At 70.2% G+C, this 20,410-nt stretch carries 15 protein-coding genes and 1 tRNA gene; 10 read left to right on the forward strand and 6 right to left on the reverse strand.

The genetic code is table 11. The features are described 5' to 3' along the window. Positions 1-179: 179 nt before the first annotated feature. The 4 genes from ACFVN5_RS13405 to ACFVN5_RS13420 form a co-directional block, all read right to left on the reverse strand. Positions 180-1,097, reverse strand: coding sequence for a carbohydrate ABC transporter permease (locus ACFVN5_RS13405; protein WP_376955738.1), 918 nt, complete (start codon positions 1,095-1,097; stop codon positions 180-182). Further along, a complete protein-coding gene (locus ACFVN5_RS13410; RefSeq protein WP_376955739.1) occupies positions 1,097-2,035 on the reverse strand; it encodes a carbohydrate ABC transporter permease in 939 nt (312 codons plus the stop codon). The genes ACFVN5_RS13405 and ACFVN5_RS13410 overlap by 1 nt, the downstream gene beginning before the upstream one ends. 1 nt (position 2,036) lies before the next feature. Beyond that, entirely contained in the window at positions 2,037-3,359 is a 1,323-nt protein-coding gene (locus ACFVN5_RS13415; RefSeq protein ID WP_376955740.1) for an ABC transporter substrate-binding protein, read from the reverse strand. 96 nt (positions 3,360-3,455) lie between these two features. Then, the gene (locus ACFVN5_RS13420; RefSeq protein ID WP_376955741.1) at positions 3,456-5,594 is read right to left on the reverse strand and encodes an alpha-galactosidase; all 2,139 of its coding nucleotides are present in this window, start codon (positions 5,592-5,594) and stop codon (positions 3,456-3,458) included. 132 nt (positions 5,595-5,726) lie between these two features. Here ACFVN5_RS13420 and ACFVN5_RS13425 point away from each other — a divergent pair, with 132 nt between their 5' ends. Then, a complete protein-coding gene (locus ACFVN5_RS13425; protein WP_376955742.1) occupies positions 5,727-6,881 on the forward strand; it encodes an ROK family protein in 1,155 nt (384 codons plus the stop codon). Positions 6,882-7,090: 209 nt separating this feature from the next. Here ACFVN5_RS13425 and ACFVN5_RS13430 read toward each other — a convergent pair whose 3' ends face one another. Continuing rightward, a complete protein-coding gene (locus ACFVN5_RS13430; protein WP_376955743.1) occupies positions 7,091-8,110 on the reverse strand; it encodes a LacI family DNA-binding transcriptional regulator in 1,020 nt (339 codons plus the stop codon). A gap of 266 nt (positions 8,111-8,376) precedes the next feature. Between ACFVN5_RS13430 and ACFVN5_RS13435 the strand changes: the two genes are divergently transcribed. From ACFVN5_RS13435 to ACFVN5_RS13460, 6 genes are all read left to right on the forward strand, one after another. Then, on the forward strand, positions 8,377-8,541 hold the full coding sequence (locus ACFVN5_RS13435; protein ID WP_376955744.1) for a hypothetical protein: 165 nt from the start codon (positions 8,377-8,379) through the stop codon (positions 8,539-8,541). Positions 8,542-8,548: 7 nt separating this feature from the next. Then, the gene (locus ACFVN5_RS13440) at positions 8,549-9,265 is read left to right on the forward strand and encodes a PH domain-containing protein (RefSeq protein WP_376955745.1); all 717 of its coding nucleotides are present in this window, start codon (positions 8,549-8,551) and stop codon (positions 9,263-9,265) included. A 142-nt stretch (positions 9,266-9,407) separates the two neighbouring features. Further along, positions 9,408-9,489 (forward strand) — tRNA-Tyr (locus tag ACFVN5_RS13445). 258 nt (positions 9,490-9,747) lie between these two features. Further along, positions 9,748-10,578, forward strand: coding sequence for an inositol monophosphatase family protein (locus tag ACFVN5_RS13450; protein ID WP_376955746.1), 831 nt, complete (start codon positions 9,748-9,750; stop codon positions 10,576-10,578). Positions 10,579-10,887: 309 nt separating this feature from the next. Then, entirely contained in the window at positions 10,888-13,113 is a 2,226-nt protein-coding gene (locus ACFVN5_RS13455) for a peptidoglycan DD-metalloendopeptidase family protein (protein ID WP_376955747.1), read from the forward strand. A gap of 630 nt (positions 13,114-13,743) precedes the next feature. After that, complete coding sequence (locus ACFVN5_RS13460) at positions 13,744-14,262, forward strand: endonuclease domain-containing protein (protein WP_376955748.1); 519 nt, start codon at positions 13,744-13,746, stop codon at positions 14,260-14,262. Positions 14,263-14,422: 160 nt separating this feature from the next. Here ACFVN5_RS13460 and ACFVN5_RS13465 read toward each other — a convergent pair whose 3' ends face one another. Continuing rightward, the gene (locus ACFVN5_RS13465) at positions 14,423-16,123 is read right to left on the reverse strand and encodes a glycoside hydrolase family 13 protein (RefSeq protein ID WP_376955749.1); all 1,701 of its coding nucleotides are present in this window, start codon (positions 16,121-16,123) and stop codon (positions 14,423-14,425) included. A 281-nt stretch (positions 16,124-16,404) separates the two neighbouring features. On the opposite strand from ACFVN5_RS13465, the gene ACFVN5_RS13470 reads away from it, so the two are divergent. From ACFVN5_RS13470 to ACFVN5_RS13480, 3 genes are all read left to right on the forward strand, one after another. Then, the gene (locus ACFVN5_RS13470) at positions 16,405-17,640 is read left to right on the forward strand and encodes an extracellular solute-binding protein (RefSeq protein WP_376955750.1); all 1,236 of its coding nucleotides are present in this window, start codon (positions 16,405-16,407) and stop codon (positions 17,638-17,640) included. Between the two features lie 125 nt (positions 17,641-17,765). Then, the gene (locus ACFVN5_RS13475; protein ID WP_376955751.1) at positions 17,766-19,385 is read left to right on the forward strand and encodes an ABC transporter permease subunit; all 1,620 of its coding nucleotides are present in this window, start codon (positions 17,766-17,768) and stop codon (positions 19,383-19,385) included. After that, positions 19,385-20,389 carry a sugar ABC transporter permease gene (locus tag ACFVN5_RS13480; protein WP_376955752.1) on the forward strand — a complete coding sequence of 335 codons (1,005 nt, stop codon included), beginning with the start codon at positions 19,385-19,387 and terminating at the stop codon, positions 20,387-20,389. Before ACFVN5_RS13475 ends, ACFVN5_RS13480 begins: the two co-directional genes overlap by 1 nt. Positions 20,390-20,410 lie beyond the last annotated feature (21 nt).

Here is a 20,410-nt window from a genome sequence, read left to right on the forward strand (position 1 = left end):
ATCGCGGGCTCGAGGCATCCGTCGCCTGTTTCGAGGGTTACATGGAACCGGCCATGGAGGTCACCCCTTGCGGGGCTCCGCTGGTCGAGTAGCGCCGCGCGGAGCGCGACGCGTATCGAGACCGGAGATGGCGTCTCGATACGCCTGCTTCGCGGGCTACTCGACGACCGGTTCAGCGGTCACTTGATCGAGCCCCGCGTCACGCCGGAGATGACCCAGCGCTGCGAGAACACGTAGACGATGAGCAGCGGGGCCATCGCCATGAGGTACGACGCGAACGCCACCGTGTAGTCGGTGTTGAACTGCCCCTGGAACACGTACTGCGCGAGCGGCAGCGTGCGTGCGGCGGGGTCGGTCAGCACGACGAGCGGCATGAGGAAGTCGTTCCACGCCCACACGCAGGTGAGGATGCCGACCGTGGCGTTCATCGGCGTGAGGAGCGGGAAGATGACCGACCAGAACACGCGCCATGTGCTCGCACCGTCGACGCGCGCCGCCTCCTCGAGCTCGATGGGGATCGAGCGGATGTACGCCGTGTAGATGAAGATGTTCAGCGAGAGGCCGTAGATCGTGTAGAGCACGATCATGCCCGCCTGGTTGTCGAGCCCGAGGATCGCGGTCTGCTTCACGAGCGGCAGCATGATGATCGGGAACGGGATGAACAGCGCCGCGAGCAGGTAGAAGAACACGCCCTTGAAGAACGGCCGGTGGATGTTGCGGGCCAGCGCGTAGGCGACGATCGAGCTCGTGAGGAGCGTGAACACCACGGCGCCCACCGTGATGATCGCGGTGTTCAGGAGCGCCTGCGGGAACTTCGTGCGCTCCCACGCCTCCGGGAAGTTGCTCCAATCGACGGGGTTCGGCCACTCGAAGCCGGTGCCCGACACCAGCTGGTCGGGTGTCTTCAGCGAGACGACGACCGCGAGGTAGAGCGGGATGAGGATGGTGAGGGAGCAGGCCGCGATGAGCGCCGTGGCCCACCAGTTGGGGCGACGTGTGTCGTCGTCGAGGTCGCCCCGTCGCCTCCGTCGCGGAACGGCCGCGATGGCGTCGACCTCGGCTTCGAGCTGGCTGGCGGTGTTCGTCGTGGTCGTCATCAGAAATCGGCCTCTCTGCGCTGAAGGACCCGGAATTGCAGGAGCGAGACGACCGTGATCACGATGAAGAAGATCACCGCGTTGGCCGTCTGGTAGGCGAACTCGCCGCCCGAGAACCCGCCGCGGAAGATCAGCAGGGTCACCGATTCGGTCGAGGTGCCGGGGCCGCCGTTCGTCAGGGCGACGATCTGGTCGAAGACCTGCAAGTAGCCCTTGAGGCTCAGCACGACGTTGATCGTGAAGAACGCGCCGATCAGGGGGAACGTGATCGAACGGAACTGGCGCCAGGCCGAAGCACCGTCGAGGGACGCGGCCTCGTACAGCTCCGCCGGGATCGTCTGCAGGCCTGAGAGGTAGATGATGATCGCGAAGGCGCAGGCCTGCCACACCGCGAGCGCGACGATCGCCGTCCAGGCCCAATCGGGGTTGGTGAGGATGTTGTCGGCGAAGAGTGGGATTCCCGAGAGGATCTTCGGCAGGGAGTTCGAGAAGAAGAACTGGAACACGTAGCCGATGACCAGGATCGAGAGCACGTACGGCACGAAGTAGACGCCGCGCCAGAAGTTGCGAGCCTTGATCTTGGCGTTCAGGCCCAGCGCGATCGCGAGCGAGATCACGTTCGTGAGGATCGTCGCGACGATCGCGAAGAGGAACGAGAACCCGTACGCCGCGAGGGCACGGTCGTCCTTGAACAGGTTGACGTAGTTCGACAACCCGACGAAGTTCCACGCGCCGTACCCGGCGTAGTTCGTGAAGCTGAAGAAGATGCCCACGAGCACCGGGAGCGTGTGGAACAGCGCGAATGCGATCGCGGCGGGCCACACCATCCAGTAGAAGGCGGGCAGGGCGCGTCGGCTCTCGAGTTTGACGCGCTTGGCGCGTGCGGGCTTCTCGCCGGCGGTCGACGAGCTGCGCACTGCTTGGGTGAGCGTGGTCATGTCAGTCTCCCGTCACGGGGATCGTGCGAGCGGCGACCTTGGCCCACTCGCGGTCGAGGGTGGCGAGCGCGGCATCCGCGTCGCCGGTGAAGAGGAACTCCTGGTCCACCGCGGCGAGCGGGACGCTCGGCGGGATCTGGTGGTCGATGAAGCCGGTGATCCGGCCCTCGTCGAACCACGGTGCGACCGACTGGATGGCCGGGTCGTCGCTGAGCTGCGCGCCCTCGACGGAGGGCACCATGTTCTGCGATGCGGCGAAGTCCTCGATGACGTCCTGCTCGAAGAGGTAGTCGATGAAGCGCAGCGCCTCCTCGCGATGCGGCGTGTCCTTGCCCATCGTCACCACGACGTCGACGCCGGAGACGAGCAGCCGGTCGTCGGGGTCGTCGGTCGCCGGGTACGGGAAGATGCCGGCCCGGATGTCGGGGTTGATGCCCTTGATCGGGTTCACGGCCCAGATGCCCTGCATGAGCATCGCGACCTCGCCGTTCGCGAACGCGGCGTTGCCGTCGTCGTAGGTCTTGCCGCGGTAGCCCTCCTGCGTATAGCCGAAGAGCTCGTACTGCTGGTCCATCGCCTCGGCGAAGTCCTTCGAGAAGGAGACCTCCGAATCGGGACCGACGTTCTCGCCCTCCTCGCGCATCTGGTCGAAGAAGTCGTCCTGTGCGGGATACGCGCCGAGGGCGTTGAACGAGGGCAGCCCCGTCCAGGAGTCGGCGAGCGTGCCGAAGAATGGGGTGATCCCGGCGGCCTCGAGCTGGTCGCACACGTCGATCAGCTCGTCCCAGGTCTCGGGCACCTCGAGTCCCTGCTCCTCGAAGATGTCCTCGTTGTAGATGATGCCGTTGGCGTTGTTCACGTACCCGAGTCCGTTGACCTCGTCGGGGTAGTTGCCGAGGTCGGCGAGGATCTCCTGCACCGCGGGATTGATGGTCTGCAGCACCGGCTCGTCGGAGAAGTCGTAGAAGACGCCCGCCTGCGCGAGCCGGCCGAAGTTGCCATTGGCGTTCAGGGTGATGACGTCGGGTGCCTGGTCCTTCACGAGGAGGGTGCGGATGATCGTGTCGGCGTCGGCGACCTGGTTCTGCACCACGTCGATGTCGGGGTTCTCGGCCTCGAAGTCCGCGATGATCTGCTCGAAGTCCTCGAGCGCCTCGCCCTTGAACTGGAAGAAGTCGAGCTTAACGCGGCCGTCGTCGCCGGGCGACGAGCAGCCGGCGAGCAGCAGGGCGCCGAGCGCCGCGGATGCCGCGACGGCGAGCGTGCGGCGGCGCCGAGCTCGTCGCCGATGCGCTCGCGCCGGGCGGATGGGCTGGTCGGTCATGGTGCGCCTCCTTGCGCTGCGGAATGGTTGGTCGTCGGCTTTTCGGTGGTCGAGGAGCCCGCAAAGCAGGCGTATCGGGACCGTCGGGTGGTCGCGCTACTCGAGCGCGGGGAAGAGCTCGAGGAGCACGAGCTGCGCGGGGAAGAGCACGGGAGCCTGCAGGCCCGCCGTGCCGAGTTGCCGGCCGGTGAGCGTGGTCGGCCGCTCGGCCCAGGGGAGCGGGGACTGGCCGGGTCCGTCGGCGACGCTCCCCGCGGCGATCCGCACGGCGTACCGGCGGTCGGCGGCGAGGCCAGGCAGCGTGAAGCGTCCGGGCGGGTACGTCACGCTGGTCGCGACCTGCGTGAAGGTGAAGAGGGCGGATGCCCCGTCGCGCGCGACGACGCCGCGGACGTCGGTCGTGGCATCCGCCGTGTCGCCGTGCACGAGCACGCCGGAGTGGATCAGCGCACGGTGCCGCTTGTGCAGGTCGACCCAGCGGGCGACCTCCGCGAGCCCGTCGTCGTCGAGCGCAGTGAGGTCCCACTCGATGCCGAGATGGCCGAGCATCGCGACGCCGGCGCTGAGGTCGAGCGAGACGCGGCGTCCCGTGGAGTGCACGGTCGGGCTCGTGAGGTGCGCGCCCATCATCTCGGGCGGCACGACGAGGCTCGTGTACCGCTGGATCTGCAGGCGCTCGACGGGGTCGAGCGTGTCGCTCGTCCAGACGCGGTCGGTGTGCTCGAGGATGCCGAGGTCGACGCGGGCGCCGCCCGACGCGCACGACTCGATCTCGAGCGCCGGATGCCGCCGCTTCAGCTCCGCGAGCAGGCGGTAGAGCGCCTCGACGTTGTCGTGCACGCGAGCGCGGCCCGAGTCGGCCGCGCCGGCCTCGAGGAGGTCGCGGTTGTGGTCCCACTTGAGGTAGGCGATGTCGTGCTCGGCGAGCAGCGCGTCGAGTCGCTCGAGGAGGTGCGCCCAGGCGCCCTCGTTCGCGAGGTCGAGCACGTACTGCTGGCGCGCGGGCACCGGCAGCTCGTCGCGGCCGCGCAGTATCCAGTCGGGGTGCGCCCGGGCGAGCTCGCTGTCGAGGTTCACCATCTCGGGTTCGACCCAGAGGCCGAACTCCATGCCGAGCCCGCGGACGCGCTCGATGAGCGGACCGAGGCCTGAGGGCCACACGGTGTCGTCGACCTCCCAGTCGCCGAGGCCGGCGGTGTCGTCGCGGCGGCCTCGGAACCAGCCGTCGTCGAGCACGAACCGCTCCACGCCCGCGGCCGCGGCGCGCTCGGCGAGCGTGGCGAGGGTATCGAGGTCGTGGTCGAAGTACACGGCCTCCCACGTGTTCAGGGTCACGGGCCGGGGGCGCCGCGGATGCTGCGGGCGGGCGCGCAGCTCGTCGTGGAAGCGCCGCGCGACCTCGTTGAGTCCGTCGCCCCACGATCCGATGGCCCAGGGTGTCGTGTAGGTCTCGCCCTCGGCGAGCACGATCTCGCCCGGACCGAGCAGCTCGCCCGCCGAGAGGAAGGACTCCGCCGTGGGCGTCCGCTCCGCCGCGAGGCGGTGGTTGCCGCTCCAGGCGACGTGCACCGCGTGCACGAGGCCGCGTTCGAACCCGAAGCCCGTGCGACCGGCGGCGAGCACGAGGCTCGCGTCGGCGCCGGGGCGTCCGCGCCGGCTCTCGCGCAGGTGGGTGCCGATGGTGAACGCATGGCGCTGCGGGGACCGCTCGCGCAGGTGGCGTCCGGTCGTGTCGAGGAGCTCGCCGAGGTCGCCCGGCACGGGGAACGTCGGGGCGAGCGCGGCGACCGAGTACGGCTCGGCGACGCGGTTCTCGAGCGCGATGCGCTGGCGGAGGAGACCAGACGCGGTGACCTCGAGCGTGATGGTCGCCGCGAGGCCGGCCGCGGCATCCGCTGCGCTGATCACGGCCCGAGTGGATGCCGCGTCGACCTCGATCGACTCGGTGACGAGCTTGGTCGAGAACCAGCGGCCCTCGCGATGCCCGGCGAGTCCCGGCGTGCCGAGCCAGCCCGAGGACTCCTGCGGGATGAGGGTGAGCGGCGCGGGCTGGTCGAGCCCGCCCGAGACGCGCTGGGGGAGTGCCGCCGTGCCCATCGCCGCCAGCTCCGCCTCGCCGAGGTCGCCCTGGTCGGCGCCCCAGAACACCATCGCCGGCAGCGGGGCGTGGCGCGCGTCGAGGATGACGCTGGTCCCCCCGTTGCGGAGGTGGAGGAGCTCGGAGCGACGCTGCATGAGTTATTTCTACGACAGAAATAACGTGCTGTCAATCCACCCCCGTTCGAGGGTGAAAACCGGGCGCGACTCGGCTCAGCGGGCGATGTTCATGTCAAGATGGAACGAATCCACCGTCTTGGGAGGTCGACGATGACACCGCGCGAGACCGAGGTGAGCGACACCGCGCGCGACCTCGCACGCGAGGTGCTCATCCACGGGCCCATCTCGCGCGCCGAGCTCGGTCGCCGGCTGGGGCTGTCGCCCGCGAGCCTGACCCGGCTGAGCAAGCCGTTCCTCGACCGCGGACTCCTCGTCGAGGCATCCGAGACCCTCCAGGGGTCGATTGGTCGACCTGCGCGCCCGCTCGACGTGCCCGTGGACGCGGGTCGGTTCGTCGGCATGAAAGTGACCGGCGAGTCGGCGTTCGGCGCCGTCACCGACCTGCGCGCCGGCGCCGTGGCGACGGCCGAGCACGTGCTCGACGACCACGGTGTCGAAGGGGTCGTCGCGACGCTCGCCGACCTCGTGGCCGAGCTGCGCGACGCGGGCGGCGCCGACCTCGCCGGCGTCGGCGTCAGCGTCGGCGGCAACGTCGCGGGCGGACGCATCATCACCCGGGCGCCGTTCCTCGGCTGGCGCGACGTGCCCCTCGCCGACCTCCTCGAGTCGCGCGTCGGCGTGCCCGTCACCGTCGAGAACGACGTGACGGCGCTCACGACCGCCGAGCAGTGGTTCGGCGACGTGCGCGGCCGCGACTCGTTCGCCGTCGTGACCATCGGCGCCGGCGTCGGCTACGGGCTCGTGATGCACGACCGCGTCGTGACCACGCCCGACTCCGGCCTCGGCCTCGGCGGGCACCTGCCGCTCGACCCGAACGGCCCGCTGTGTCCAGAGGGGCATCGCGGATGCTCCAGCGCCATGCTCTCCATCCCGAGCATCACCGCGCAGCTGGGCATCGCCCTCGGGCGCGAGGTCGACTACGACGAGGTGCTCGCGCTCGCCGCGTCGGGGCATCCGCTCGCCGTCTCGATCACGGATGCCGCGGGCCGCGCCCTCGGACGCATGATGGCGCTCATCGCGAACCTCGCCATGGTCGACGCGATCGTGCTCGCCGGCGAGGGCATGGCGCTCTGGGACGTCGTGGGCGACGTGGCGATCGCCGCCCTCGCCGCCGACCGCGACCCCGAGGCGTCGCCCGTGGAGCTCTTCGTCGACGACGCCGGGTTCGCGTCGTGGGCGCGGGGCGCGGCGGCCGTGGCGATCCAGGCGGCGCTCGGCCGGTTACGGCTGCCGGCGGTCGAGTAGCGCCGGTACCGGTGGTCGAGTAGCGCCGGTTCGCTCACCGGTGGTCGAGTAGCGCCGGGCGGAGCGCGACGCGTATCGAGACCCGGCGACGCGTCTCGATACGCCTGCTTCGCCCCCGGTGGTCGAGTAGCGCCGCGCGGAGCGCGACGCGTATCGAGACCCGGCGACACGTCTCGAGACGCCTCGACGACCGGTTCCGGCTTTGGGGGTTACTGCTCCAGCGGGCGGGCCGAGGAGGAGCGCACGCGGAGCTCGTAGGGAAGCGGCGTCGCGGCGGGAAGCGCGGCGTCCGCGTCGGGCTCGAGCTGCTCCATGAGGATCTCGACCGCCTTCTCGCCCTGCAGCCGCGGGAACTGCGCGACCGTCGAGAGCCCGAAGAAGTCGGACAGGTCGTGGTCGTCGATGCCCACGATCGACACGTCGCGCGGCACCACGAGCCCGAGGTCGCGGGCCGCCAGTATCGACCCGATGGCCATCTCGTCGGATGCCGCGAAGATCGCGGTCGGGCGGTCGTGCGGCACGCCCAGCAGCTGCTTCGCGGCGTGGTAACCGCCCTTGATGGTGAAGTCCGCGGGCGCGAACAGGCGCGGGTCGATGTCGATGCCGGCATCGCGGAGCGCGCCCTCGTAGCCGATGCGCCGGTTCGTGGGCAGGTGGAAGTCCAGGTCGAACTCGATGTCGCCGCCGATGTGCGCGATGCGGCGGTGGCCGAGCCCGATCAGGTGCTCGGTCGCGAGGCGCGCCACCGCGACGTCGTCGATCGTGAGTGTGCGCACGCCTGGGATCGGGCCGCCGACGCCCACCAGCGGCTTGCCGAGGTCATGAAGTCGCGCGACCTCGGGCTCGGCGAGCTCGAGCGAGACGGCGATGACCGCGTCGACGCGCTGCCGCAGCAGGAAGTGCTCGAACACGCTGGCGCGCTCACGGCCGTCGCCCGACAGGTTGTAGAGCGTGAGGTCGTAGCCGTGCCGCAGCAGCGCCTGCTGGGCGCCCTCGAGCACCGAGGAGAAGAACCACCGGTTGAGGAACGGGATCACCACGCCGATGTTGCGAGTGCGGCCCGACGCGAGGCTCGACGCGTTCGACGACACCACGTAGCCGAGCCGGGCGGCCGCCTCGAGCACCTTCTGCTTCGACGACGGCGAGACGTGGCCGCGGCCGCTGAGCGCACGCGAGACGGTCGCGGTGGAGACCCCCGCGAGCTTCGCGACCTCTTCGATCCCGGCCATGGCTCCTCATTCCCGGCCACGCCGATGCCGGCGCGACGACCGATTCCGGGCCTCGGCGCGTCATCCCAGGCCTGGCCGAGTCACGAGGCATCCTATCGTCTGGCCCTGCTCGAGGCCCCGTCGTGACCCCCATCGACGGGACACCGTTTGCCGCTTCGCCTGCGTGGCGCGTTGCCGGCGGCGCGCTCGTGCGGTAGAAAAGGCCGGGTTGATGCATGCACCTGGGGGCGGACCAAGCCTCCTCTGAGGCCGGAAGGAGAGCTCGCGTGAAGTGGGTCAAGCGCATACTCATCGCAGCGGTCGTCATCTTCGCGGTCTTCTACGTGGTGACGCGCCCGCAGGACGCGGCCAACGCCGTCGAGGGCGCGGTCGGCGCCGTCTGGAACGCCGGCGCGGCCATCGGCCAGTTCTTCACGTCGCTCGCCACCTGAGGCCGGCGTGCTGTTCGACCCCAAGGTCCAGAAGTACCTCATCGCCGACGAGGGCGAGGTCATCGTCGACGAGGTGCGCAAGCACTGGGCGGTGGTGATCGGCCCGATCCTCGAGATCATCCTCGCGATCCCGGTGCTGCTGCTGCTCGGCGTGTTCCCGTCGATCCTGTACTGGGTGCCGATCTTCCTCTCGCTCGCGCTGGCGCTGCACGGGGGCTGGCGCATCCTCCAGGCGCAGATGGACCGCTTCGTCATCACGAACATGCGCGTGTTCCGCGTGCACGGCATCCTGTCGCAGTCGCAGGCCACCATGCCGCTCGCCCGAATCCTCGACATCTCGGTGCACCGGCCGGTCATCGGCCGCATCCTCGGCTACGGGCACTTCGTGTTCGAGTCCGCCGCTCAAGAGCAGGGGCTGCGCGAGATCCGCTTCGTCGGCCGCCCGAACGAGCGCGGCCTCACCATCCAGCGCGTCATCGCCCGGTCGGGCCTGCGCGGACCCGTTCCGCGACCCGACACGCCCGCCGCCCCGCCACCACCGCCCCGGAACGTGCCGCCTCCGCCGGTCCCCGCCGTGACGGTCGCGCCGGTCACGTCCTCCAACGCGCCGACGGGCCCGATCCCCACCGTGCCCGGCGATCCCGGTGCGATGCCGTACGATCCCGACCACCCCGATTCGCCGAACGACACCGCCGAGATCCCCTGGTGGAGGGCCGCGAACTGAGGCGGAATCGGCCCCGATCAGGCCTTCGTGGGCCGGACCGGCGGTCGCGGCATCCGCTGCCCGCCCCGATTTCTCACGACGGCACTCCGCGGGTATCCTTGACAGGCCCCCGGTTGTGTGCAGAACGCGGTCGGGTGCGACTGGCGAGTTACCCAAGCGGCCAAAGGGATCTGACTGTAAATCAGCTGTCTACGACTTCGGGGGTTCGAATCCCTCACTCGCCACTCCAGAAGCCCCGGTCCGCCGGGGCTTTCGTGGTCTTCACGGCGGCGTGGCCGAGTGAAATGATCAGCCCATGACGAAGCGTGTCGCGGCATCCGGCGAGGTCACGATCCTGGCGAAGACCGTGCAGCGCACGATGGACGCCGAGATCGCGGCGTTGGCTCGGGCGAACGCGCACCTCGAGGGAGCCTGAGCCTCGCAGGTGCGTGCCGTCGTGCCCGGCCGAGAGCCGCGTTCGCTGGCCGGGGTAGCGTGAGGGCATGACCCAGCTCGACGCCCACGGGGCATCCGACGGCCTGCTCGACCTCGCCCGCGACATCGCCGTACGGGCTGCGGAGTTCGCGCTCGACGCACGTCGGGCGGGCGTGAGCGTCGCCGCGACGAAGTCGACCCCGACCGACGTCGTCACCGCCGCCGACCGCGACACCGAGGCGCTCATCCGGTCGTTCATCCTCGACGCGCGTCCCGACGACGGCATCGTCGGCGAGGAGGACGCCGCGCACATCGGCACCAGCGGCATCGACTGGGTCGTCGACCCGATCGACGGCACGGTCAACTTCCTCTACGGCATCCCGGCATGGGCGGTCAGCATCGCCGTGGTCGAGGGCGCGGGCGGCGGCGACGTCGGCGGCACCACGCTCGCGGGCGTCGTGATCAACCCGGTGACCGGCGAGGTGTTCGAGGCATCCGCCGGTGGAGGCGCCAGGCTGTTTGGGCGCGAGCTCGCCGTGAACACCGACGTGCCGCTCGCGTCGGCGCTCATCGGCACCGGCTTCTCGTACGCCGCCGAGCGGCGGCACGAGCAGGCCGCCGTGCTGCTCGAGCTCATCACGAAGGTGCGCGACATCCGCCGCATCGGCTCGGCCGCGCTCGACCTGTGCGCCCTCGCCGCCGGCCGCCTGGACGGCTACTACGAGCGCGGGCTCAACGCGTGGGACCACTCCGCCGGTGCGCTCATCGCGCGCGAGGCCGGCGCGCGGATCGGCGGCCCGCACGGCGGACGCGAGAACCGCGAGCTGCTCGTCGCGGCCGCGCCGGCACTCTACGAGGAGCTCACCGCGGCGCTGCGGACGGCCGGCGTCGACGCCTGAGACGCGCCGTGACGGCGTTGTCGACAGACGCCGATTCCGTGCGTGTTCGCGAGCCCGTGCGCGCGAATCCGCAAGCCCTCTCGCGCCCCGCTGCGGATGCCGCAACGAACGTGCGTCACGACCGACGGATATCTCCGCGCCCCGTGGCGAAGACCTATGAGAACGGATAGTCTTTACCAACCCGTTATCTCGACACAGGTCGTGATCGCACACCTCCCCGTTCGTACCTCCCCGATACGCCGAAGGTCCCCCCACGTGCTCGAGCCCCACCTCGTGCCCGACGGTTCTGCGCCAGGCACTCAGTCTCCTTTGCGGTCTGAGCGACCCCTGACCCGCCGCGAGCTCCGCGAGCGTGAAGCAGCGGATGCCGCGCGCACCGCGGCTGCGGCCGGGCCGGTCGAGTCGGGGCAGGCGCCCGCGCTGTCGGGGCAGGGGTTCGGGCAGCAGGCCGTGTCGGCAGGGTATCCGCAGGCCGCCGCGCCGGTGTACCCGTCGCAGCAGGAGGCCCCCGTGTATCCGTCGCAGCCTTCGGCGCCGGTGCTCCCGCAGCAGCCGGCGGCGCTGGTGTTCCCGCAGCAGGTGGCGGCGCCGGTCGTGTCGCAGCAGCAGGCCGCTGCGCCGGCGTTCGCGCAGCCCGCGCAGGTTTCGGCGCAGCAGCAGCTGCAGGCGACTTCGCAGCCGCAGGCGTGGCAGCCCGCCGCGCATCCGGGGGCGACGCACTCGCCGCAGCCTCAGGCATCGCCGGCCGTGCGGCCTGCAGCGCAGCCCGTGGCACCCACGGCGCCGGCCGCGCAGCATCCGACCGCGGCGCAGCCCGCGCGACCCGGCTTCGACGACCTCTTCGGAGGTCTCGGCGCCGCACCCCACGAGACCATCGAGGCGCCCGTCCGGCGCCGCGTCGCCGCGACGACTCCCAACCCCGAGGCCGAGCAGGCCGACCGTCCCACCGGTCGAGGCTCGGCCTCTTCCATGTCCCGACCCAGCGATGCACCGAGTGCGCGCGGCCGTGGCGCAGAGCGTCGACCCGCAGGCGCAGAGGCGGGCGGCTTCGACGCCCTGTTCGCGGGCCTGGGCGAAGACGACGAGTCCGACGAGCCCGTCAGCGGTACTCGCGGCCGTTCGCCGCGAAAGGCCGAGAAGCCCAAGAAGCCGTCGCGGGCCGAGAAGGCCGCCGCGAAGCGGGAGGCATCCGCGAAGGGCGCAGGACCCCGTCGCGGATCGTCCGTGCCCTCGGCGCCTCGCCCCATGGGCGGCGTCGACTTCGCGTCGCTCGTCGCGGGCGGGGGCGCGTCCATCGCGGGTGCGCTCGGCGCCGCCGCGGCCGGGGCTGCATCGGTCGGTGCGTCGGCCGCCTCGGGTTCCGCTTCGGCTACCGCACCTGGAGTCGCTTCCGAGCTCTTCGGCTCGGCGACGCCCACCCCCCACGCCGCAGGCACGACGCCGGCCCGGTCCGCCGCGGCATCGCCCATTGCGCCGCCCGCCGGCGCCCCCGCCGGATTCGCGTCGGCCATCTCCGCCGCGGCGGGCGCCCGACCGGGTCCTGACCCGGCCGTGCCCGCGCGAGCACTCCTGAACCTCGACCGATCAGCAGGCCGTGCTGACGCCACGCGCATCGACGCCGACGTCACCGGCGTGAGCGACCTGCTCGACTTCGGCTCGGCCTCCGATGCGGCGCCGGCCGCGGCTCCGACTGCGACGCGACGTTCGGCGCAGCGTTCCGAGCCCGCGCGCGAGGCGCCTCGCTCAGCAGGGCCGGCGCGTCGATGGGCACCGCAGGCGGCATCGCGGCCGGCCGCCCGGCCTGCGGCATCCGCCCCCCGCCGTCGCCGCGCGACCCGACAGCTCGCCAGCCTCGTCGCGATGAGCTTCGCGGCGCTCCTCGCGGTGGCGACGACGATCCCGTCGCTCTCGCTCCTCACGCCCGAGGACGTGCAGGCGCTCGCCCTGTCCGACACGTCGGGCTTCGGTCGCGACGGCCAGCGCGTGACGATCAACGGCGACGTCGTCGCGGCGCAGGGCGTGCAGCGCGAGGGCTACGAGCACATGTCGATGTCGGAGGTCGCAGAGGCGGCGGGCATCCGCGCCGAGGCGGACTTCGTCAACAACCCGGCGGGCACGATCCAGTGGCCTTTCGCGGTCGGCGTGCACATCGGCGATCATTTCGGCTATCGCAACTGCGCCGGCTGCTCGAGCGACCACGGCGGCCAGGACTTCAACCCGGGCCTCGGCGCCGAGATCCAGGCGATCGCCGACGGCACCGTGGCCGTCTCGACCGACTCGGGCGGCTCACTCGGCGTCGTCATGATGATCGACCACCAGATCAACGGCGAGCTCGTCACGAGCGTGTACGCGCACATGATCGAGGGGTCGCGGCGCTTCGAGGTCGGCGACACCGTGCACGTCGCGGACGTCATCGGCCAGACGGGCAACACGGGCATGTCGACGGGCCCGCACCTGCACTTCGAGATCCGCCTCGGCGGCGTCAACGGCACCAAGGTCGACCCGCTCGAGTGGCTCTACGCCAACACGAACTAGTCGGCAGCCTGCGATCCAGCCGGCAGCTGCATGCCCCTGCAACCGCGCGCTCAACTGCGGTGGGCCACGTTCGTGGTCCTGTTCCCTGGCGAAGTGCATGAGAATCGCCATCATGAGCGCCGTCAGCGGCATATCCGCCGGATTCTCATGCAGTTCCGCGCGGCTTTCCACAGAATGACCTGACCCGCGTTCGCGGACTCGCCCGATTGCCACACTCGACAGGTGGAATCGGTGATCCGGCAACTGCAGCTGAACCAGGGCGTGCTGCCGTACTCGGAGTTGGATGCCGCGGGGTGCGAGCGACGCGACGTCGGACGTGCGCTCCATGCGGGGAGGATCGTTCGAGTGCGGAGCGGGTGGTTCGCACTCCCCGACGCACATCGCGAGGTCGTCAGGGCCGTCCGAGTCGGCGGGACTGCGACGGCTGCGACCGTCGCGAAGATGCGAGGACTGTGGGTCGCTGACGACTCGCTGCTGCACGTCCGCGTCCGCTACTCGACCGGCAGGCTGTCGGCGCCGCATGATCGTCGACTGCCGCTCGACAGGACACATCACGGGGTCTGCGTCCACTACGGTCGACCCGGCCCGTTCGATCGTGCAGCTGACCCGCTGACCAGGGCGCTGGCCGAGATGTTCGCCTGCAGTGACGTCGGAGGTGCGATCGCGACGGTCGACTCCGCCCTCGAGACGGGCACGTTGCATCTCGCTCATCTCGACCTCATCCGGTCGTGGATGCCGCCCTCGAAGCGCTCGCTGCTCGATTTGTCGGAGCCCGATGCACAATCGGGAATCGAGACGAAGGTACGACTGTTCCTGCGATCGCGGCGGATCCCGTTCCGCGTCCAGGTCGCCATCCCGGGGGTCGGACGCGTCGATCTCCTCGTGGGCGAGCGGCTCGTCATCGAGCTCGACGGGCGGGCGTTCCACACCGGATCCGCATTCGACGAGGATCGCGCGCGGGACTTCGAACTCGTCACGCGCGGATACGTGGTGCTTCGGCTCAGTTACCGGCAGGTCGTGCACGACTGGGATCGGACGCGCGCCGGCATCCTGGCGCTCGTCGCGCGCGGCGAGCACCGTTGGCGTGGCGGAGGACCGTTCGCGCCGATTCCGGCGTCCTTACGCCCGCTGCCCACGCGAAATGCATGAGAATCCGCCGGATGGGTTGTCTGAGGGACCTGTCCAACGGATTCTCATGCTTTTCGGGTGTTGCAGCCCGCCAGTGAGGGCGGCGTGCACGGGGGCCGGTGGTGCGGCGGTGCTGCCGCGGCAGCGGTGCTGGCGCGGGGCGCCGCGCCGCGCCCGAGGGCTACGCGCGCAGCCAGGCCGTGGTGTCGTGGGGGAGCGTGCGCCCGTCGAGCGGTCCGCTCGCGAGCAGCACCTCGCCGGCCGGCAGCTCCACGGGCACGGTGCCCGTGTTCGCGACCACCACGACGGTCCCGTTCCGCAGCGCGACCACCGCGTCGGGGAACCCGGGCAACCACGAGAGCGTGCCGGCGCCCAGGGCGTGCTCGCGCCGCAGGCGCAGCGCGTCGCCGTAGAGCGACAGCGTCGATCCGGGGATGCCGCGCTGGGCGTCGCGCGCGAGCGACGCCCATTGCGCGGGCTGCGGCAGCCACGAGGCATCCGTCGGCCCGAAGCCGAAGGACGGCTCGGTGCCCTCCCAGGGGATGGGCACGCGGCATCCGTCGCGGCCGTAGCGCTCGCCCGCCGTGCGGAACCAGGTCGGGTCCTGGCGGGCGTCGTCGGGGAGGTGGATGACCTCGGGCAGGCCGAGCTCCTCGCCCTGGTAGAGGTACGACGAGCCGGGCAGCGCGAGCATGAGCGCGGTCGCGGCGCGGGCGCGGTGCAGGCCGGACTCGTACTCGGGGAGTCCCTTCGAGCGCGGGCCGAGGCCGTGACCCTGCGGGTTGGCCTCGGTGACCGAGAGGCGCGTGGCGTGGCGCACGACGTCGTGGTTCGAGAGCACCCACGTCGAGGGCGCGCCGACGGCGCCGAACGCGTCGAGCGACGCGTCGATCACGCGCCGGAGCGCCGCGGCATCCCACGGCGTCTCGAGGTAGGCGAAGTTGAACGCCTGGTGCATCTCGTCGGAGCGCACCCACTTGGCGACGCGGGGGAGCGGGTCGACCCACGCCTCGGCGGCGAGGATGCGCTCGCCGGGGTACTCGTCGAGCAGCGCGCGCCAGTCGCGGTAGATCTCGTGCACGCCGTCCTGGCCCCAGTACGGGGCGCCGTCGCCCTCGTCGCTGATCTCGGGCTCGAGGGGCACGCCGGCCTCGTCGGGCGGAACCGAGCCGGGGACGCCGCCGGCGCCGCCCATGCTGCCGCCCTCGGCGGGCGGGGTGTAGTCGGGGAGGCCGTCGGCCTTCACCATGCCGTGCGCCACGTCGACACGGAAGCCGTCGACGCCGCGGTCGAGCCAGAACCGCAGGATGCGCCGGAACTCCTCGCGCACGTCCTCGTTCGTCCAGTCGAAGTCGGGCTGCGAGCTGTCGAACAGGTGCAGGTACCACTGGCCGGGCGTGCCGTCGGGCTCGACGACGCGCGTCCACGCGGGGCCGCCGAAGACGGACTCCCAGTTGTTCGGCGGCTCGTCGCCGGCGGGGCCGCGGCCGTCGCGGAACAGGTACCGGGCGCGCTCGGCGCTGCCGGCGGGCGCGGCGAGGGCGGCCCGGAACCACGCGTGCTCGTCCGACGAGTGGTTCGGCACGAGGTCGATGATCACGCGGATGCTGCGGGCGTGCGCCTCGGCGAGCATCGCGTCGAAGTCGGCGAGCGTGCCGAAGCGCGGGTCGACGTCGCAGTAGTCGGCGACGTCGTATCCGGCGTCGCGCTGCGGCGACGTGTAGAAGGGGGAGAGCCAGATGGCGTCGATGCCGAGGTCCTGCAGGTCGCCCAGTCGGCTCGTGATGCCGGCGAGGTCGCCCATGCCGTCGCCGTTCGCGTCGGCGAAGGACCGGGGGTAGATCTGGTAGATCGCGGCGGTGCGCCACCACTCGGAAGTCATGACGAGAACTGTACGACATCTCGATACAGCATGGAAACGCTTGCAGCATCGACGCGTCACGCGATCATCACGAACCGGTATCAATGCTGGTGCTCCGGTTTGGTAATGAACGTCACGCAAGGTATACCTGTAATCGCTTGCACATCTGCGAGTACTCCACACGGAAGAACGGCCTTTCGGCACGGTGCGCGATTCCCGCTCGGAAACGGGCGGGAGCGGGGATCCACTCCCACACCAGGCGAAGGCGCCGATTCCTCACGCACACTGAGAAGGGCACACCAATGAGGGTGAACAAGAAGGGCCTCCTCGCTGCAGGCGCCGTCGCGGTCGTCGTGACGCTGGGCCTCGCGGGCTGCGCCGGCGGCGACGCCGGATCCGACGCCGAGGCGTCGTCGAGCGGCACGCTGACGGTCTGGGTCGACGCCGAGCGCGTGGACGCGCTGAAGGGCGCGGCCGAGGCGTACACCGAGAAGACCGGCGTCGAGGTCGAGCTCGTCGGCAAGGACAACGCCGACATCAAGGACGACTTCATCCAGCAGGTTCCGACCGGCAAGGGCCCCGACATCACCATGGGTGCGCACGACTGGCTGGGCGAGCTCTCGACCAACGGCGTCGTGGCTCCGATCGAGCTCGGCGACTCCGCCGCCGACTACCTCCCGGTCGCGATCGACGCGTCGACCTACGAGGGCACGACCTACATGCTCCCCTACGCGGTCGAGAACATCGCGGTGCTCCGCAACGCCGACCTCATCCCCGAGGCCGCCACGAGCTTCGACGACATGATCGCCAAGGGCCAGGCTGCCGGCCTCGCCCACCCGTTCGTGGTCGAGCAGGGCGCGGAGGGCAACCCCTACCACCTCTACCCGTTCCAGACCGCGTTCGGCGCTCCCGTCTTCGGCACGAACGACCAGGGCTACGACTCGACCGACCTCCAGCTCGGCAACGAGGGCGGCCAGCAGTTCGCCGCCTGGCTCTCGTCGCAGGGCAAGAACGGCACCGGCAACTTCAACACCGACATCGACGGTGACATCGCGAAGCAGGCCTTCCTCGACGGCACCGCGGCCTTCTGGCTCACCGGTCCGTGGAACGTCGGCGCCGCGATCGACGGCGGCATCAACGTCGCGATCGACACCGTGCCCAGCCCGACCGGTGAGGCCGCCGCGCCGTTCGCCGGCGTGAAGGGCTTCTTCATCTCCTCGGAGTCGAAGAACAAGGTCGCCGCGAACGACTTCCTCGTGAACTACCTCGGCACCGAGGACGTGCAGCTCGAGCTCTTCAAGGCGGGCAACATCCTCCCGGCGCTCTCGGCGGCAGCCGAGACCGCGTCGAGCGACCCGATCATCGAGGGCTTCGCCGCCGTCGGCGCCGAGGCCGTCCCGATGCCGGCGATCCCGGCCATGGGCTCGGTGTGGCAGTACTGGGGCATCGCCGAGGCCGACATCATCAACGGTGCCGACCCGACCGCGACCTGGCAGAAGCTGACCAGCGACGTGCAGGCCGCGATCGACGCCAAGTAACGCTCTCGTTGGTCGAGTAGCGCCGCGGAGCGACGCGTATCGAGACCCGTCACGTGGTCTCGATACGCGTCCTCGCTCCGCTCGGGCGCTACTCGACCACCGGTTGCAGTGATGAGGAGCACCAAATGAGCACGACGATCGACGACGACGTCACCACGGAGACGCCGCCGAAGCCCACCAAGCGCCAGCGTCAGGCGGCGAACATCGCCGACGCGGCATCCGGCGGCATCAAGATGCTGCTGCTCAAGCTCGTGCTCCTCGGCATCCTCGATGCGATCGCGGTGTACGCCGTGCTCGTGCTGGCCGGCTTCGGCCAGTGGCTGATCGCAGGGGTCGTCGTGATCGTCGCGGCGATCGTCAACTGGATCTACTTCTCCCGACGCAAGCTCCCGGCGAAGTACCTCACGCCGGGCATCATCTTCCTGGTGCTGTTCCAGGTCTTCGTACTCGTCTACACGGGCTACATCGCCTTCACCAACTACGGCACGGGCCACAACGGCTCGAAGGAGCAGGCGGTCTCGTCGCTCATGGCCTCGTCGCTGCAGCGCGTCGAGGACTCGCCCACCTACCCCGTGACCGTCGTCGATCAGCTCGGCACGCTCGGCCTGCTCGTGACCGACCCCGACGGCGACGCCTACGTCGGCACGAACGACCAGCCGCTCGAGCCTGTCGACGCCGAGTTCGACGGCGACAAGGCCGTCGCGGTCGACGGCTGGACGTCGCTGCAGTTCGCTGACGTGCTCGCCCGCACCGACGAGATCACCGAGCTCGCGGTGCCGTTCTCCGACGACCCGAACGACGGCGCGCTGCGCACGCCCGACGGGTCCAGCGCCTATCAGTACGTCTCGACGCTCGAGTACGACGAGGCCGCCGGCACGATGACGGATGTCACGACGGGCACGGTCTACTCCGACATCGGCACGGGCGCCTTCACCTCCGCCGACGGCGACGAGCTGCTGCCCGGCTGGCAGATCACGGTCGGCTTCGACAACTTCGTGCGTGCGGTCTCGGATCCCCGCCTCGCGCAGCCGCTGGTCTACGTCACGCTCTGGACGTTCGCGTTCGCCCTGATCTCGGTCGCGTCGACGTTCTTCCTCGGCCTCTTCCTCGCGATCGTCTTCAACGACATGCGGATGCGCGGACGCAAGTACTACCGAGTGCTCATGATCCTGCCGTACGCGATCCCGTCGTTCCTGTCGGCCCTGATCTGGGCGGGCATGATGAACGAGAGCTTCGGGTTCATCAACCAGGTACTGCTCGGCGGGGCATCCGTGCCGTGGCTCACCGACCCCTGGATGGCCAAGCTCTCGGTGCTCATCGTGAACCTGTGGCTGGGCTTCCCCTACATGTTCCTCGTCTGCATGGGGGCGCTGCAGTCGATCCCCGACGAGCTGCAGGAGGCGGCGACGGTCGACGGCGCGCGGCCGTGGGCGGTGTTCCGGCTGATCAAGCTGCCGCTGCTGCTCGTGACCGTGGCGCCGCTGCTCATCGCGTCGTTCGCGTTCAACTTCAACAACTTCAACACCATCTACATGTTGACCGACGGGGGCCCGCGCGACTCGAACGCGCCGATCCCGGTCGGGTTCACCGACATCCTCATCACGATGGTCTACAAGGTGGCCTTCACCGGCCAGTCGCGTGACTACGGCCTCGCGAGCGCCTACTCGATCATCATCTTCATCATCGTCGCGGTGATCTCGATCATCGCCTTCCGTCGCACCAAGAGCCTCGAGGAGCTGAACTGATGGCCAAGGAGACCCAGCGCGGCGCATGGGCCGAGAACCTCGCCGTCGAAGGCGAGATCCTGGCCGCGGGGATCGACGCCGACGCGCGCGAGCGCGCCATCAAGGATGCGCAGAAGTCGGGCGGCGGCTATGTCGCCCCAAAGCGCCCGTTCGACTTCGGCCGGTGGTTCACGGCGACCGGATGGCGCCACGTCGTCGGCGTCGTCATGCTGCTGTTCGCGCTCTTCCCGATCGTGTTCGTCATCTCCTCGTCGCTGAACCCGCACGGTACGCTCACCGGATCGAACGCCCTGTTCTCGCAGTTCGGCCTCGACAGCTACGTGCGGATCCTCACCGACCCGCAGGTGCCGTTCCCGACGTGGTTCGCGAACACGCTGATCATCGCCGGCATCACGGCCGTCGGCACGGTATTCCTCGGCGCGCTCGCCGCCTACTCGTTCTCGCGCATGCGCTTCACCGGACGGCGGTTCGGGCTCATCTCGATCGTGGTCGTGCAGATGTTCCCGCAGTTGCTCGCCGTCGTCGCGATCTTCCTGCTGATGAGCGCGATCGCGGACTGGTTCCCGGCGATCGGCCTCAACACGCACATCGGCCTGATCATGGTGTACCTCGGCGGCGCGCTCGGCGTGAACACGTTCCTCATGTACGGCTTCTTCAACACGGTCCCCGCGTCGATCGACGAGGCGGCCAAGATCGACGGCGCCGGCCACGCGCGGATCTTCTTCACGATCATCCTGCGGCTCGCCGCGCCGATCCTGGCGGTCGTGGCGCTGCTGTCGTTCATCTTCTCGGTGAACGAGTTCGTCGTGGCATCCGTGCTGCTCATCGACACCGAGAAGCAGACCCTCGCGGTGGGCCTCACGAAGCTCGTGTCGAACCCGCGCTACGCCGACTGGAGCGCGTTCTCGGCGGGCGCGGTGCTGGCCGCGCTGCCCGTCGTGGCGCTGTTCCTGTTCCTGCAGAAGTACATCGTCGGTGGCCTCACGGCGGGCGCCGTGAAGTAGCCGAGCGGATGCCGCGTGGCC

Source organism: Agromyces sp. NPDC057865 (assembly GCF_042796995.1).
Classification (GTDB): Bacteria; Actinomycetota; Actinomycetes; order Actinomycetales; family Microbacteriaceae; genus Agromyces.

Excerpts from the sequence above, each read along its gene's own strand:
- ACFVN5_RS13405 (WP_376955738.1), bottom strand. The coding sequence starts at position 1,097 with ATGACGACCACGACGAACACCGCCAGCCAGCTCGAAGCCGAGGTCGAC.
- ACFVN5_RS13410 (WP_376955739.1), bottom strand. The coding sequence starts at position 2,035 with ATGACCACGCTCACCCAAGCAGTGCGCAGCTCGTCGACCGCCGGCGAG.
- ACFVN5_RS13415 (WP_376955740.1), bottom strand. The coding sequence starts at position 3,359 with ATGACCGACCAGCCCATCCGCCCGGCGCGAGCGCATCGGCGACGAGCT.
- ACFVN5_RS13420 (WP_376955741.1), bottom strand. The coding sequence starts at position 5,594 with ATGCAGCGTCGCTCCGAGCTCCTCCACCTCCGCAACGGGGGGACCAGC.
- ACFVN5_RS13425 (WP_376955742.1), top strand. The coding sequence starts at position 5,727 with ATGACACCGCGCGAGACCGAGGTGAGCGACACCGCGCGCGACCTCGCA.
- ACFVN5_RS13430 (WP_376955743.1), bottom strand. The coding sequence starts at position 8,110 with ATGGCCGGGATCGAAGAGGTCGCGAAGCTCGCGGGGGTCTCCACCGCG.
- ACFVN5_RS13450 (WP_376955746.1), top strand. The coding sequence starts at position 9,748 with ATGACCCAGCTCGACGCCCACGGGGCATCCGACGGCCTGCTCGACCTC.
- ACFVN5_RS13460 (WP_376955748.1), top strand. The coding sequence starts at position 13,744 with ATGTTCGCCTGCAGTGACGTCGGAGGTGCGATCGCGACGGTCGACTCC.
- ACFVN5_RS13465 (WP_376955749.1), bottom strand. The coding sequence starts at position 16,123 with ATGACTTCCGAGTGGTGGCGCACCGCCGCGATCTACCAGATCTACCCC.
- ACFVN5_RS13470 (WP_376955750.1), top strand. The coding sequence starts at position 16,405 with ATGAGGGTGAACAAGAAGGGCCTCCTCGCTGCAGGCGCCGTCGCGGTC.
- ACFVN5_RS13475 (WP_376955751.1), top strand. The coding sequence starts at position 17,766 with ATGAGCACGACGATCGACGACGACGTCACCACGGAGACGCCGCCGAAG.
- ACFVN5_RS13480 (WP_376955752.1), top strand. The coding sequence starts at position 19,385 with ATGGCCAAGGAGACCCAGCGCGGCGCATGGGCCGAGAACCTCGCCGTC.